The sequence below is a fragment of the Stenotrophomonas sp. 28608_Sma genome (assembly GCF_056486185.1).
In genome coordinates this window covers 4,024,184-4,039,061 of sequence record NZ_CM151308.1, presented here as the reverse complement: position 1 = coordinate 4,039,061, position 14,878 = coordinate 4,024,184, and the positions used below count along the sequence as shown (strand labels likewise).

Below are 14,878 nucleotides of genomic sequence, written 5' to 3'. Positions count from 1 at the left end.
AGGAAACCCGCGCATGACAGCAGCTGCTGCCGACAAGAAGAAGTTGCCCCTGCATTGGAAGATGGGCATCGGCTTTGCGATCGGCCTGATCCTGGGACTGATCGTGCACGCCCTGGGCGGCAGCGTCGATGGTCTGCAGGCCGGTGCCAAGTGGGTAATGGACTACATCACCACCCCGGCGTCGGGCCTGTTCCTCAACCTGATCTTCATGCTGATCGTGCCGCTGATCTTCTCGGCGCTGATCATGGGTGTGTCGGAGATGGGCGACATCCGCGCCCTTGGCCGCATCGGCTGGAAGACCCTGGCCTATACCGTGCTGCTGTCCGGCATTGCCGTGGGCATCGGGCTGGTGCTGGTGAACCTGCTCAAGCCGGGTGTGGGCGTCGACCCGCAGGTCGCTGCGATGATGCTGTCGGAGAACGCCGAGCGCAGCAAGGAGATTGTCGCGGGCATCCACGGCACGCCGAAGGGCATGGACATGCTGCTGTCGATCGTGCCGAGCAACGTGCTGCAGGCCGCGTCTGACAACGGCGCGATCCTGTCGCTGATGTTCTTCGCGCTGATGTTCGGCATCGGCATGGTGCTGACCGACAACGAGAAGGTCGCCCCGCTGCGCCGCGCCATCGAAGGCGTGTTCGAAATTTCGATGACCCTGATCAACCTGGTCATCCGCCTGGCCCCGTATGCGGTGGCCTGCTTCATGTTCAACCTGGCCGCGCTGTTCGGCTTCGAGCTGATCATCCGCCTCGGTGCCTACGTGGGCGTGGTGGTGTTGGCACTCGGCCTGCACATGGTGGTGAGCTACGGTACGGCCGTATGGCTGTCCGGTCGTTCGCCGCTGTCGTTCTTCCGCGATACCCAGGAAGCGACGGTGATGGCGTTCTCCACCGCCTCCAGCAACGCCACCCTGCCGACCGCGCTGCGCGTGGCCGACCAGATGGGCCTGCCGCAGCGCGTGTCGCGCTTCGTGCTGACAGTGGGCGCCACCGCCAACCAGAACGGCACCGCGCTGTTCGAGGGCGTGACGGTGATCTTCCTGGCCCAGTTCTTCGGCGTGGACCTGAGCATCGGCCAGCAGATCATGGTGATGGCGGTCTGCATCCTCGGTGGCATCGGCACGGCCGGCGTGCCGTCAGGCTCGCTGCCGGTGGTGGCGATGATCTGCGCGATGGTGGGCGTGAACCCGCTGGGCATCGGCCTGATCCTGGGCGTGAACCACTTCCTGGACATGTGCCGTACCGCGCTGAACGTGACCGGCGACCTGGCCCTGACCACCCTGGTGGCCAAGGGTGAGTCCCACGACGGCCCGGCGCTGGGCCCGCAGCAGGACTGAGACCGGATTCCCGCCCCCGGACTCCGGGGGCGGGTAGTGCCGGCCGCTGGCCGGGTACGCGTCATCGCATGCGCGCTGCCGCTCCCACGTTTCGCGATGCGAATCGTGGGCCCCCCTTACCGGCTTCCACACCCCCGCGCCTATGGCGCAGCCCCCGGACTCCGGGGGCGGTAGTGCCGGCCGCTGGCCGGCAACTTCATGATCTTCATTGAATTCTGCGCAACTGCCGGCCAGCGGCCGGCACGACCGGGCAAGGTGAACCGACCCCCCGCCCGGCGACTATGGGACAATAGGCCGCCCGCACGTCCGCGGCCGCCTCCCGATTCCGACAGAACCATGACGCAGCCTACCCGTCGCCAGTTGGCCAACGCCATCCGCTTCCTTGCCGCCGATGCGGTTGAAACCGCAAAGTCCGGCCACCCCGGCATGCCCATGGGCATGGCCGACATCGCCGAAGTCCTCTGGAACGACTATCTCCGCCATAACCCGAGCAACCCGCACTGGTTCAACCGCGACCGTTTCGTGCTGTCCAACGGCCACGGTTCGATGCTGCAGTACGCGCTGCTGCACCTGAGCGGTTACGACCTGCCGATCGAGCAGCTGAAGCTGTTCCGCCAGCTGGGCAGCCACACCGCCGGCCACCCGGAACGCCACGAGACCCCGGGCGTGGAAACCACCACCGGCCCGCTGGGCCAGGGTTTCGCCAATGCCGTGGGCTTCGCCCTGGCCGAGAAGCTGCTGGCACAGCGCTTCAACCGCCCGGAGCTGGAAGTGGTCGACCATCGCACCTGGGTGTTCATGGGCGATGGCTGCCTGATGGAAGGCGTGTCGCATGAAGCCGCTTCGCTGGCCGGTACCTGGGGCCTGCACAAGCTGGTCTGCTTCTGGGACAACAACCACATCTCCATCGACGGCAACGTCGAGGGCTGGTTCACCGACAATACCCCGGAGCGTTTCGAGGCCTATGGCTGGAACGTCGTGCGCGATGTCGATGGCCACGACCCGGAAAGCATCAAGGCCGGCATCGAGGCCGCGCTGTCGCAGAGCGACAAGCCGACCCTGATCTGCTGCCGCACCACCATTGGTTTTGGTTCGCCGAACAAGGCGGGCAAGGAATCCAGCCACGGCGCACCGCTGGGCAAGGACGAACTGGAAGCCACCCGCAAGCAGCTGGGCTGGGAATACGGTCCGTTCGAGATTCCGCAGGCGATCTACGACGGCTGGCGCGCCAATGGCGCCGGCACCCTGCGCCAGGCCGAGTGGGAACAGCTGTTCGACAAGTACGCCAGCCAGTACCCGGCTGAAGCGTCCGAGCTGACCCGCCGTTCGCACGGCGAGCTGCCGGCCGACTTCGTTGCCAAGGCCGATGCCTACATCGCCCAGGTGGCCGCTGAAGGCCCGACGATCGCTTCGCGCAAGGCCTCGCAGCTGGCCATCGAAGCCTACGCCCCGCTGCTGCCGGAAATCGTCGGTGGCTCGGCCGACCTGGCGCACTCCAACCTGACCCTGTGGAAGGGCAGCAAGTCGGTCGCCAGCGACGACGCCAACGCCAACTACGTGTACTACGGCGTGCGCGAGTTCGGCATGACCGCCATTGCCAACGGCCTGGCCCTGCACGGCGGCTTCATTCCGTTCGACGCCACCTTCCTGGTGTTCAGCGATTACGCCCGCAACGGCGTGCGCATGAGCGCGCTGATTCCGGCGCACGCCATCCACGTCTACACCCACGACTCGATCGGCCTGGGCGAAGACGGCCCGACCCACCAGCCGGTGGAGCACCTGGCTTCGCTGCGTTACATCCCGAACAACGACGTGTGGCGTCCGTGCGATGCGGTCGAGTCGGCGGTGAGCTGGAAGGCTGCGATCACCCGTCAGGATGGTCCGAGCTGCCTGGTGTTCAGCCGCCAGAACCTGCCGCACCAGCCGCGCGACGCCGAGCAGATCGCCCAGATCGAGCGCGGTGGCTACGTGCTGGCCGATGCCGCCGGTACCCCGGACGTGATCCTGATCGCCACCGGTTCGGAAGTTTCGCTGGCGACCGAAGCCAAGGCCCAGCTGGACGCGGCCGGCCTCAAGACCCGCGTGGTCTCGATGCCGTCCACCGACGTGTTCCTGCGCCAGGATGCGGCCTACCGTGAATCGGTGCTGCCGAACGCCGTGCGCAAGCGCGTTGCGGTGGAAGCCGGCGTTACCGGTTTCTGGCGCCAGTTCGTCGGCCTGGACGGTGCGGTGATCGGCATCGACACCTTCGGTGCCTCGGCCCCCGCCGACCAGCTGTACAAGCACTTCGGCATCACCACCGCCCACGTGGTGGAAGCGGCCAAGGCGCTGTAAGCAGCCTCGCGAAGCAGGAAGGGAAAGGCCGGCGCACGCCGGCCTTTCCTTTGCTCGAGAGAAAAGGGGACGGAGGGGATTAAGTCGTTTGTGCACAAACGACTTGATCCCCTCCGTCCCTTTTTTCGTCCGGCATGTTGCGCCCTGCGGCACCAGTGTCGCGTTGGCCTCTTCATCTAGCCTGCATTCCTTGCGAAAAGGAGGGCCTGCCGAGGTACCCCCGGAAGTAGTCATGGACAAGAAGAGCGGCGCAGAAACCCATGGTGGATTTGCGGGGTGTAAGGTGATGCCTTACACTGGCGCCGCATGATCGTCAGCTTCAGGCACAAGGGCCTGAAGGCGCTCTATGAGCGGGGCGACATGTCCGGAGTCCGTGCCGATCATGTGGCTCGGTTGCGGCGTTTGCTTCTGCAGCTGGATCAAGCCCGGCTGCCTGGAGACATGGGGCTGCCCGGAAATCGCCTGCACCCCCTGCGCGGGAGCTATAGCGGCTACTGGGCTGTAAGTGTCTCGGCGAGTTGGCGATTGGTGTTCCGCTTTCGTGGGCTGGACGTCGAACTGGTCGATTACCTTGATTACCACTAGGAGTCTGCTCGATGCCGTTGCATGATCCACCGCATCCCGGAGAGTCGCTGCGCGAAGACATCCTGCCGGCGATAAGCATGTCGATCAGTGCGCTGGCGCAGCATCTTGGCTATTCGCGCGGACAGCTGTCGACCATCATCAACGGGCACGCTGGCATCTCCGCGGAACTTGCATTCCGCCTTGAGCTTGCAGGTCTGGGCAATGCCCGCATGTGGCTGGCGATGCAGGCGGCATACGACCTGTGGCAGGTCGAGCATCGAGCGCATCCACCGATTGCCCGTCTGTATCTTGAGGATGCAGTGAGGATAGAGCGGTAGATCTACGCCATGCGTGGATGAGAAAAAGGGGACGGAGGGGATTAAGTCGTTTGTGCACAAACGACTTAATCCCCTCCGTCCCCTTTTTCAGGTGGTGCGTGCCAGTGCGAGGCGCAGCAGTCGCGCGTCCAGGCGCTCGCCGAAATCCTTCGGTGCCTGCAGGCCCATGCGCTGCAGGTACACCGCATCGCCGTCGCCAGCCGGTTGCCGCAGCGCTGCCCAGACGGTACGCAGTTTGTCGCCGCGGGTCTGCGTGTTGGCCTTCAGCCAGCCCAGCGCTTTCACCAGCACCTGCTCGATCTCGTTGAAGTCGCTGCCCAACGGATAGTCGGGCAGGCTGCCATCGACGCGGAACGGTGCCAGTGCCGCGGACAGAGCCTGCGGCGTGTTGCGCTGCTGCCGCTGCGGATCCGGTTGCGTGGCCGCCAGCAGCTTGCGCGAGGCGTGTGCCTGCTGCAGCAGGCCGCCCTGGAACGGGGCCTCGGTGATTGCGGTCATCGCATGCACGCAGTCCTCGTCGGTCAGGCCGCGCAGGTCGGCGATGCCGTATTCGTTGAGGTAGATGTCGCGCAGGTGGCGTGGGATGGTGGTGTGCCCGTAGTTCCAGCGCACGTTGGATTCGCGCTGGCCCTTGTCATCGCGCGCGGCGCGGAACATCAGCACGCTGCGCGCTTCCGGCAGCGCATGTGCCATCGCCACGAAGTTGTACTGACCACCCACGCCGGACACCACACGTCCATCATCCAGCGCATCCGACACCGCCGCGCCCAGCGCGGTGGCCATCATGCAGGAGTTGAAGAAGCGCGCGTGGCGGCGTTGCAGGCGTTCCAGTGTCTCGTTGCCACCGTACAGCTGGTTGATCTCGCTGATGCGGCGCATGCCGATCGCACGGCATTCGTCTTCCGGCAGCGTGCGCAACCACTCGTAGAACTCCGGCGAGCCCAGGTAGAAGGCGCCATGCAGATACTCGCCCTCGGCAGCCAGGGTGGCGTGGTCGATGGACAGCGTGCTGCCGTTCTCGATGCGTTGCATCAGCGCCAGGTCATCGTGCACCTTGCGCTTGATCACGCCGGTCTGTACCAGCCGGCGGAAGCCCTCGTTGAGCATCTCGCTGCAGCCGTACAGGCCCACTTCGAACGGGTCCACGCCGCCGATCTCCTGCACCAGCGGATGGCTGACCAGCTGCGGATCCAGCGCGTGCAGCACGCGGCGGTAGCGGGCGTTGTCGGTGTGGCGCAGCACCAGCGCATGGCTGAGCGCGTCGGCCAGCGTGCCGATGCCGATCTGCAGGGTGCCGCCGTCGCGCACCAGCGTGCTGGCATACAGGCCGATCGCGTAGTCGGCATCGCCGACCGGCTGCCGCGGCAGGCCGAACAGCGCCGGATACGGCGGTGGCGGGGTGATCACCAGATCGAAGAACGACACATCGACCGTAGCCGAGCCGCCCAGATAGGGCAGCTGCGGATCGATCTCGGCGATCAGCAGCGGGCGAGGCAGCCCGCGAGCGGTCATCGCATCCAGCGTGTCCTGGGTGATGTCGTTGTTGCACGACAGCGAGAGCCGGCGGTCGTTCGGCCGCATCGCCACCTTCTGCACGATCACCTGCGGCGCGCGCTGCGCCACCGCATCGGCGGCGTGGGTGTAGTTCAGGCTGGTATAGCTGGACTGCGCCTGCCGCGAGCCGAGCAGGGCGCCGGATTGCATGTAGAACTCTTCCACCTGCACATGTGCCGGCAACGTGTCGCGCGCGATCGCATCGGCATAGGCCAGGCGCGGGAAATCGTCGCCGAAATGGCGCTGCGCGAACGGCGCCATGAAGCGCGCTTCCAGGCCGTTGCCGCGCGCCTTCGGCGGGTTCAGCGACAGCGCGGTATACAGCTGCAGCGGCCGCGACGGATCGTGCTCGACGCGTGCGTAAAGGGCATTGAGCAGCCGATGCGGCTTGCCCAGTGCCAGCGGTGCCCCGATCCGCAGCGGCCCGTCCACGCGCGCAAACAACCAGTCGACGGCGGCGTCCAGGTCGGTGAGGTGTTCGGTCATGCGCGGCGGTCCTGCGTGTGGGGGAGTGCGGGCATTACAGCATGTCGGGCTTGAACCGCCGTCGACGCGAGACTTCGGCGCCGGACACCATGAACTGCCCATCGCCCCGGTAATGCATCGTGCGCGGTAGTTTCGGCCGGGGCGCAACATGGGCGCGCACGATTTCCCAGATGAACAGGTTGTTCGACGCCACCTGGCTGTCGTCGTACAAGCGGCATTCGAAGCACGAATGGCATTGGCCGACCAGCGGCGCGCCGACCTCGCGCGCGGGCAGCGCATCAAGCTCGAAACGGGCGAACTTGTCGACCTCGCGGCCGCTGCAGTTGCCGATGTCCACCACGGTATCGAGCAGTTCCACCCCCGGCACATTGATCACGCACTCGCCGCTGCCACGCGCCAGCGCATGGCTGTGGTTTGCGTCCCACAGGAAGGTGGCGACCAGCGAAGGCGAGAAGCCCATCACCATGTGCCAGCCCATCGTCATCAGGTTGCGCTGGCCGCGCCAGGCGGTGCTGACCAGCACGACCGGCCCGGGTTCGAGGAAGCGGCGGGCCTGCTCGACCGGGAATTCCTTCTTGGGCAGCGCTTTCATCCGGGGCCTGGGGCGGGAGGAATCGATGCTGGCGCAGCCGGGATGAACCTGGAGTCGAGGTGCTTGACAGACGATTCGATTACGCGCGTAATCGGGTGGTCGATTACGGATGTAAACCATGACCCCGATCAGCGAAGCCGAAGCCGTTGTGATGGAAGTGCTATGGCAGCAGGCACCGCGTAGCGCCGATGACGTGGTCGCCGCACTGGCCCACCGTGACTGGGCCGAGCCGACCATCAAGACCCTGCTCAACCGCCTGCTGACCAAGGGCGCGATTACTGCCGAGCGCGATGGCCGGCGCTACCTGTACCGGCCGCTGCTGCAGCGGCAGGCCTGGGTGGAGGCGCAGAGCCAGGACTTCATTGGTCGTGTCTTCGAAGGGCGCGTTGCGCCGTTGGTTGCGCACTTCAGCGAACGCGGCCAGTTGAGTGCGCAGGACATCGCCGAACTGAAGAAACTGATCCAGGAGCTGGACCATGACTGAGCTGCTCGATGGGCTGTGGCAGGCCAGCCTGTGGCTGGCGGTGGGCGTGGTCGTGCTGGCGGTGCTGCGACCCTTGCTGGTGCGGCTGGGGGGCGTGGCGTTGGCCTACCGCAGCTGGTGGCTGCTGCCGTTGCTGCTGCTGGCACTGATGCTGCCGTTGCCGCAGGTGGCACTTCTGGAGCATGTGCCGACGCTGCCGCTGAAAGTGGTACCCGGCGCCGTCGAAGGCATGGCAGGGCAGTCGTTGCCGTGGGCCGGGCTGTTGCTGCTGGCATGGATGCTGGGGGCGGTCCTTTGTCTGCTACGCGATCTACGTGCGCAGTGGCGCTTTGAACGTGGCATGGGCCAACTGTGTGCACGCGCCGATGGCAGCTGGCAGGCCAGCGCTGACCCGGGCCTGCCCGCGCTGGTCGGCCTGTGGCGGCCGCGCATCGTGGTAGGCCCGGATTTCGACCAGCAGTTCACCGCACAGGAGCAGGGCCTGATCCTGCAGCACGAGCGCAGCCACCGTCGCAATGGCGATCACTGGGCCAATGGGGCGCTGCTGATGGCACGCGCGGTGTTCTGGTTCCATCCGCTTCTGCCGTGGGCCTCCCGCCGATTCCTGCGTGACCAGGAGCTGGCCTGCGATTCCCGCACCATTGCCCCGCAGCCTGCGCTGCGCGGTCTCTACGCCAGCACGCTGCTGAAGGCGCAGCTGGTCCATCCGGTTGCGCCAGCGGTCTGCCATTGGCGCAGCCAACCCGTGTTGAAGGAGCGTATCGCCATGTTGAAGCAGTCCAAGCGGAAGGCATTGCCGTGGGTGTCGGGGCAGGTGCTGGTGGTCGGGTTGTGTCTGGGAATGGGCGCGGTGGCGTGGGCCAGCCAGGGCGGTGCAGCCGCAGACGGCCAGACAGTGGCCGCCATGGATCGGGAGATAGAGGTCGACAAGATGTCGCCGCCGTCCTATCCGAAGTCCGCGTTCGAACAGCGACAGGTGGGCGTGGTGAACCTGCGCGTGGAAGTGGATGCCAAGGGCCATCCGACTGACGTCCAAGTGCTCAGCGCAACCAATCCGGGTGTGTTCGATGCGGTGTCGATCGCCGCTGCGCGGAGCTGGACCTATCGTCCGGCGATAAAGAACGGAAAGCCCGTTGCAGGGGCTGTGAAGATTCCGATCACCTATGCCATGGACAACACCGAGGACTCCCAGTGAAGACCGCGCCGCTGTTGATGATGGCGGCGCTGTTGGCAGGATGCGCGACCCAGGATCGCCTGACCACCGTTGATACCCGCAGCGAGAATGTCGGCCATCAGCGCCTGCAGCCGCAGGCCGGTGGCGGCAGCGGGCAAGTGCAGACGTATTCGCTGGGCGCGAGCGAGGGCTACCGGATGCCGCAGTTGTACGCGGCGCCGGATCCGGAGGTCGGTGATCGTGACCCGCGTGCGGAGCTGGCACCGACCACCATCTGCCTGCAGGTGGTGGTTGATGCACAGGGCAGTGTCGAACGCAGCGTGCCGCTGACCGATCGCCCTGAGTGCGCGGCAGGTGCTGCAGGCGAGAATGCGCCCCTGCTGCAGGCGGCGCAGGAAGCCGTGGCGATGTGGAAGTACTCGTCCGCAGCGGTCTGCCACTTCGCGGCTGGCAAGGTGCCTGCCGACCGTGGCGACTGTCGCGGCGCCGAGCGCGTCGAGCCGGTGGCGGTCACCCTGCAGTATGCCTTTACCTTCGAGATCGTGAAGGGACAGCACATGGTGCGTACGCAGGGAAAATGACCGCTTGCGATGACCGGGGCAGCGCCGGGCCATGCCCGGCGAGCGCAGCGGCGTGGATCAGGCCCCGCCCTGGATGTTGGCCTTCACCGCGGGCTGCATCAGCTTGGGTTCTTCCAGCGTCGCGTCGCGTGCCTGGCGCACGCTGACGAACTCCGCCTCGGCCACGCCGTCATGCACGTGGATGTTGTGTGCGCGCTGTTCGCCGATGGTCGTCTCGTTGGCGAATGCACGACCACCCGGACCGTAGTCGTGGCAGACGAACACGCGCGTCGCATCGGGCAGCGCCAGCAGGCGCTGGATTGAACGGTACAACTGCGCGGCATCGCCACCCGGGAAGTCGCAGCGGGCGGTACCGCCGTCGGGCATGAACAGCGAGTCACCGGTGAACAGCGCATCGTCGATCAGGTAGGCGATGCTGTCGCTGGTATGGCCGGGCACGGCGATCACCTGACAGCGCAGTTCGCCCAGAGCAAAGGTTTCGCTATCGCTGAACAGGTGATCGAAGATGTCATCGGCCGCCGGAAGCTGCAGCCCATAGCGCGGTGCGAAGGTGGCCTGCACCGCGCGGATGCCTTCGCCGATGGCCAGCGTGGCCTGCGGGAAGCGCTCCTTCAGGCGGCGCCCGGCCGACACATGGTCGGCGTGGGCGTGGGTTTCCAGCAGCCAGCGCAGCTGCAGGCCCTGTTGTTCGATGGCCTGCAACGCGGCATGCAGCGGCGCTTCACTGCTGGCGTCGGTATCCGGGTCGTAGTCCAGGACCGGGTCGATCAGCGCTGCCTCGCCGCTGGCCGGGTCGCTGACCAGATAGCTGAAGGTGTTGCTGTCACGGTGGAAGAACGACTGCACCTGGACCGGCATCGGAACTCTCCTCAGCGCGTGCCGAGCACGCGGTTCAGCAACTGCGCCAGGTTCTCACCGGCCAGTCGCAGCTGCGCTTCGGCCAGCGGCCGGTAGCGCTCGGTGTATTCGTCACCGATTTTACGCGTGGCCGGATAAACGCCAGCTTGCATGGAAATGCGGCAGCTGGCTTCGGCCCACGTCTGCGGGTCGCGCTGCGGGTTGGACTGGCGCGCCAGCTTCGGCGCGCGCTGGCTCTGCAGCAGCGGGAGATAGCCGGCGTCGTCCAGCTTGCGGGTGTTGAGCATGCCGCTGTCCCACAGCGAGTGCAGGTTGGTACCGCGGTTGCCGAACTGCAGCTGGAAGTCGTTGCCGCCCTTGTCGTGGGCGTAACCGGCGTGCATCGGCTGGTGGATATCGCCGACCAGGTGCACGACGAACTTCAGCGCCTGCAGGCGCTCGCCGTCGGTCAGGCTGCGGTCGCCGAGGATGGCGCTCTGTGCCTTCAGGGCCTCGACGATGCAGTTGCCGTTCTTGCAGTGCTTCGGTGCTTCGTAGTGGCAGTTGTCTTCGGCGATGTTGACGTAGTGCCAGCCGGCCGAGCGACGGCCCAGACCCGGGTCTTTGGCGCGCAGCTGGTCGGCCCACGGCGCGATGCTGGCCAGCGTGGCATCCGGTTCGGTGGCCAGCAGGCGGTCCACTTCGGCGCGGGCGGTGGGGTTGAGGCGGGCGTCGGCGACTTCGGCGACCAGACGGTGGCCTTGCGCGCCCCAGGCATGGGCGGGGGCGGAGACGGACAGCAGGGCCGGCGCCAGGGCGGCGGCGAGGAACAGAGAGTGCAGGGCTTTCATGCGCACATTCTAGCGGGGTAGGTGGATTGAAGAGCGGCGCGTTCCTGTTCTGAAGGGGGGGCGCAGCGGGAGGGGCGGCGGGACACGCCGTAAACCCATCCATGGGGGCTCGATGGCGCCATCCATGGCACCAACGGTCCCGCCGCCCCTCCCGCTGCGCTCCCCTCCAAACATGGCCGCGAAGACGGATGCAAACGTCAAAGGCAACATCAAAAACAAATGCAGGATCAAAATCGGCCTCCTGCAATTACAGGCAACCACTACGCCTCGGATGTTCAGGTTCTGTTTCTGCTCTTGCCTTTGCTTGAGCTGGCACGCGCGCGCAGATGGGAAGGGTGGAGAGGGTGGGGTGATCGGGACCGTTCGCCGCATGGATGCGGCGATCGAGCCTTATCTGATCGGAATCTGGCAGCGTAGGCGTCGAGAGCCGGCGTGGGCCGCCGTGCGAGCCTAGATCTCGACGATCCGTAACCAGGATCGCGACGATCGCCATGTAGCTTGGCGCCCACGCCGGAATCTCCCTTGATCCGCCCGAACAGTTGCTGGAGCGACCACTCGAAGCGATAAGACTGGGCAAGCGGGGGAGCTCTCGACCCTTCCAGACTATACGGAGTCAGGTGATGAACGGGATCGGGATTGATGTCAGCAAGCGTCAGCTGGATATCGGTACGACGGACGGAGAAACCCTGCAGGTCGGCAACAACCGCTCCGGGTTTTCTGAACTGGATGTTTGGCTGAAGAAGCGTCCGACCCGCCAGATCGTGCTTGAAGCCACAGGTGGCTATGAGCAGCCGGTGCTGGATTTCCTGCACAAGGCCGGTCATCCGGTGGTCCGTGCCAATGCCTTGCGCGCCCGGAAACTGGCTCAGGGGTTGGGTCAGATTGCCAAAACCGACCGTTTGGATGCCTACGCGTTGGCGCAGATGGCCGCCCTGGTGAAGCTGCCTCCCTATCAGCCGCTGCAGTCTTGGCAGCAGAAGATGCGGGAGTTCGTTCGGGCACGTCGGCAGGCGATGGACGCCCTGACCATCGCGCGGCAGCAGCAGGAAATGGTGCTTGATCGTGAACTGCGCCGACTACTGCAGGGCAACATCACCCGCCTACAAACGTTGGTTGAGCGTCTGGGCAAGCAGATCGTCGAGCAGGTTGGTCAGCAGCCTCAACTGAAGATGCTGAAGTCGATGAAGGGCGTAGGGCCTGTGCTGCAGGCAGTTCTAGCCAGCTATCTGCCAGAGCTTGGCAGGATCACTGGCAAGCGCATCGCCAGCCTGGTCGGGGTAGCCCCGATGTCCCACGACAGCGGCACGATGAGAGGAAAACGAAGCATCCACGGTGGAAGAGCCGAAATCCGGCAAGTGCTCTACATGGCGGCAATGTCGGCCATGCGGCATGAACCTCGGCTGCGCGATTTTTACCAGTCGCTACGAGCCCGCGGCAAGGAAGGCAAGGTGGCCATCGTGGCAGTAATGCGGAAGATGCTGGTCATCCTCAACGCCCGTGTGCGCGACGCTGAAAGCGAGCTAGTCCCCGCCTGAGGCGAGCCAGGGCGAAAGACCAAAGGCTGCCGGCCAGCGGCCGGCACTACCGTGCCCGTTTACCTGACGGGCCTGAGACTCTCCAGCAACACAGTTGCTACAGGGACGTATTTACGGCGTGTCCCGATCACCCCACCCTCTCCGCCCAATTCCAGATGCCGGTGCTTTTCGCGCAAACAAAAAAAGCCCCGGCAATCACCGGGGCAACATGCTGCGAGGGTTTTGCATGTAGCGGGGGAGCGGGGGCGAAGCCCCCGCGCTCAACACGCCGCTTTAGAACTTGAAGACGTACGAAGCGCCGTAGACCAGCGGATCGATGTTGACCGTGCCGATCTTCTCGCCGTTCAACTTCACCTTGCTGTCGATGTCGATCCAGCGCATGTCCACGCGCAGTGCGCCCTTCTCGCCGATCGCGAAGTCCACGCCCGCATGCGCGGCCAGGCCCCACGAATCCTGCAGCTTCAGGCGGCTGTCCTTCAGCGCACCGGTGGTGTCTTCGCTGAAGAAGGTCGTGTAGTTCACGCCCGCACCGATGAACGGCGACACCTTGCCCTTGCTGTTGAAGTGGTACTGCACGGTCACCACCGGCGGCAGCTGCTTGGTGCTGCCCACGCGGCCCAGGCCGTTGATGTTGATGTCGTGCTTGAACGGCAGCGCGGCCAGCACTTCGATGCCCAGGTTGTCGGCAATGAAGTACTCACCGGTGATGGTCGGCTTGACGTCGTTGTCGACGTCGACCTTCAGGGTGTGGTTGGCCAGCCAGCCGTTGTTCGACTTCGGGGCCACCTGGTGCACGCCGGCGGAGAGGGTCCAGTCGCCCTTGGACTGGGCCATGGCCGGGGCGGCGGCGAGGGACAGGGCGGCGGCCAGGCTGGCCACGATCAGGGGGGAGGTCTTGCGCATGGGGGTGATCTCGTTGCTGGGTGGATGCGGCCAGTCTCGGCCTCACATCGCGCTAACGCTTTGATCCGGATCAAATCCTGTCCGCCGGCCTGCTGCCTGCCGGGGCTGGCCGGCGGTGGCCAGCCCCGGTTTGCTAGACTTGTGGGCCCTATCCATCCCGCCGCACCCGTCGCGGCCGCAGGAGCTTGAGAACATGGCAATCAAGGTTGGTATCAACGGTTTCGGTCGCATCGGGCGTAACGTCCTGCGCTCGGCGGTGCTGAACTTCGGCGACGACATCGAAATCGTGGCCATCAACGATCTGCTGGAGCCGGACTATCTGGCGTACATGCTCAAGTACGACTCCGTGCACGGCCGTTTCAAGGCTGACGTGGCGGTGCAGGGCAACGACCTGCTGGTCAACGGCAAGAAGATCCGCCTGACCCAGGAACGCGACCCGGCCAACCTGAAGTGGAACGAAGTGGACGTGGACGTGGTGATCGAATCCACCGGCCTGTTCCTGACCAAGGAAACCGCGCAGAAGCACATCGATGCCGGCGCCAAGAAGGTCATCATGTCGGCCCCGTCGAAGGACGACACCCCGATGTTCGTCTACGGCGTGAACGACAAGACCTACGCCGGCCAGGCGATCGTCTCCAACGCGTCGTGCACCACCAACTGCCTGGCCCCGCTGGCCAAGGTCATCAATGACAAGTGGGGCATCAAGCGTGGCCTGATGACCACCGTGCATGCGGCTACCGCTACCCAGAAGACCGTCGATGGCCCGTCCAACAAGGACTGGCGTGGTGGCCGCGGCATCCTGGAGAACATCATTCCGTCGTCCACCGGTGCGGCCAAGGCCGTCGGCGTGGTCATCCCGGAACTGAACAAGAAGCTGACCGGCATGAGCTTCCGTGTCCCGACCTCGGACGTGTCGGTGGTCGACCTGACCGTCGAGCTGGAAAAGGAAGCCACCTACGCCGAGATCTGCGCGGAAGTGAAGGCACAGAGCGAAGGCCCGCTGAAGGGCATCCTGGGCTACACCGAAGACAAGGTCGTGGCCACCGATTTCCGCGGCGAGACCTGCACCTCGGTGTTCGACGCCGAAGCCGGCATCGCCCTGGATGGCACCTTCGTCAAGCTGGTCACCTGGTACGACAACGAGTGGGGCTACTCGAACAAGTGCCTGGAAATGGCCAAGGTCGTCGCCGCCAAGTAAGGCCGGCCAAGATCGCGCACGGACCCCGGCCTGGCCGGGGTTCGTCGTTTATGGGGCCAGCCCTGTCGTAGCATGGGGCGGTCGACCGCTGCCGCTGGGGCGCGGGATTGCAAT

General features: G+C 65.4%; 14 protein-coding genes. 9 read left to right on the top strand and 5 right to left on the bottom strand.

Going from position 1 to position 14,878, the window contains the following annotated elements; genetic code table 11:
- Positions 1-13: 13 nt before the first annotated feature.
- From ACZLHH_RS19145 to ACZLHH_RS19130, 4 genes are all read left to right on the top strand, one after another.
- On the top strand, positions 14-1,333 hold the full coding sequence (locus ACZLHH_RS19145) for a dicarboxylate/amino acid:cation symporter (RefSeq protein WP_032127858.1): 1,320 nt from the start codon (positions 14-16) through the stop codon (positions 1,331-1,333).
- A 336-nt stretch (positions 1,334-1,669) separates the two neighbouring features.
- Positions 1,670-3,667: a transketolase gene (tkt, locus tag ACZLHH_RS19140; RefSeq protein WP_049461813.1), complete on the top strand. Its 1,998-nt coding sequence runs from the start codon at positions 1,670-1,672 to the stop codon at positions 3,665-3,667.
- Between the two features lie 306 nt (positions 3,668-3,973).
- Entirely contained in the window at positions 3,974-4,252 is a 279-nt protein-coding gene (locus ACZLHH_RS19135) for a type II toxin-antitoxin system RelE/ParE family toxin (RefSeq protein WP_049422655.1), read from the top strand.
- Positions 4,253-4,263: 11 nt separating this feature from the next.
- Positions 4,264-4,569, top strand: coding sequence for a HigA family addiction module antitoxin (locus ACZLHH_RS19130; protein WP_014038309.1), 306 nt, complete (start codon positions 4,264-4,266; stop codon positions 4,567-4,569).
- 87 nt (positions 4,570-4,656) lie between these two features.
- Here the strand turns inward: ACZLHH_RS19130 and ACZLHH_RS19125 are convergent, their stop codons facing one another.
- Entirely contained in the window at positions 4,657-6,609 is a 1,953-nt protein-coding gene (locus ACZLHH_RS19125) for an acetyl-CoA hydrolase/transferase C-terminal domain-containing protein (protein WP_180844177.1), read from the bottom strand.
- A gap of 34 nt (positions 6,610-6,643) precedes the next feature.
- Positions 6,644-7,201, bottom strand: coding sequence for a flavin reductase family protein (locus ACZLHH_RS19120; RefSeq protein WP_049461815.1), 558 nt, complete (start codon positions 7,199-7,201; stop codon positions 6,644-6,646).
- A gap of 118 nt (positions 7,202-7,319) precedes the next feature.
- Between ACZLHH_RS19120 and ACZLHH_RS19115 the strand changes: the two genes are divergently transcribed.
- From ACZLHH_RS19115 to ACZLHH_RS19105, 3 genes are read left to right on the top strand one after another with little or no spacing between them, the layout of a single operon-like run.
- A complete protein-coding gene (locus ACZLHH_RS19115; RefSeq protein WP_014648244.1) occupies positions 7,320-7,685 on the top strand; it encodes a BlaI/MecI/CopY family transcriptional regulator in 366 nt (121 codons plus the stop codon).
- Positions 7,678-8,880, top strand: a complete 1,203-nt coding sequence (locus ACZLHH_RS19110; protein WP_180844178.1) for a M56 family metallopeptidase — start codon at positions 7,678-7,680, stop codon at positions 8,878-8,880. Before ACZLHH_RS19115 ends, ACZLHH_RS19110 begins: the two co-directional genes overlap by 8 nt.
- Complete coding sequence (locus ACZLHH_RS19105) at positions 8,877-9,440, top strand: hypothetical protein (RefSeq protein WP_071229433.1); 564 nt, start codon at positions 8,877-8,879, stop codon at positions 9,438-9,440. Before ACZLHH_RS19110 ends, ACZLHH_RS19105 begins: the two co-directional genes overlap by 4 nt.
- 57 nt (positions 9,441-9,497) lie before the next feature.
- On the opposite strand, the gene ACZLHH_RS19100 is transcribed toward ACZLHH_RS19105, so the two are convergent.
- On the bottom strand, positions 9,498-10,298 hold the full coding sequence (locus ACZLHH_RS19100; RefSeq protein ID WP_049400758.1) for an MBL fold metallo-hydrolase: 801 nt from the start codon (positions 10,296-10,298) through the stop codon (positions 9,498-9,500).
- Between the two features lie 11 nt (positions 10,299-10,309).
- Positions 10,310-11,128: a S1/P1 nuclease gene (locus ACZLHH_RS19095; protein ID WP_010484081.1), complete on the bottom strand. Its 819-nt coding sequence runs from the start codon at positions 11,126-11,128 to the stop codon at positions 10,310-10,312.
- 620 nt (positions 11,129-11,748) lie between these two features.
- Between ACZLHH_RS19095 and ACZLHH_RS19090 the strand changes: the two genes are divergently transcribed.
- Positions 11,749-12,663 (top strand): IS110 family RNA-guided transposase, encoded by a 915-nt coding sequence (locus ACZLHH_RS19090; protein ID WP_180844144.1) that lies wholly within the window; start codon positions 11,749-11,751, stop codon positions 12,661-12,663.
- Positions 12,664-12,936: 273 nt separating this feature from the next.
- Here ACZLHH_RS19090 and ACZLHH_RS19085 read toward each other — a convergent pair whose 3' ends face one another.
- Positions 12,937-13,566, bottom strand: a complete 630-nt coding sequence (locus ACZLHH_RS19085) for an OmpW/AlkL family protein (RefSeq protein WP_019338734.1) — start codon at positions 13,564-13,566, stop codon at positions 12,937-12,939.
- A 193-nt stretch (positions 13,567-13,759) separates the two neighbouring features.
- Here ACZLHH_RS19085 and gap point away from each other — a divergent pair, with 193 nt between their 5' ends.
- The gene (gene gap / locus ACZLHH_RS19080) at positions 13,760-14,764 is read left to right on the top strand and encodes a type I glyceraldehyde-3-phosphate dehydrogenase (protein ID WP_032127866.1); all 1,005 of its coding nucleotides are present in this window, start codon (positions 13,760-13,762) and stop codon (positions 14,762-14,764) included.
- Positions 14,765-14,878: the final 114 nt, after the last annotated feature.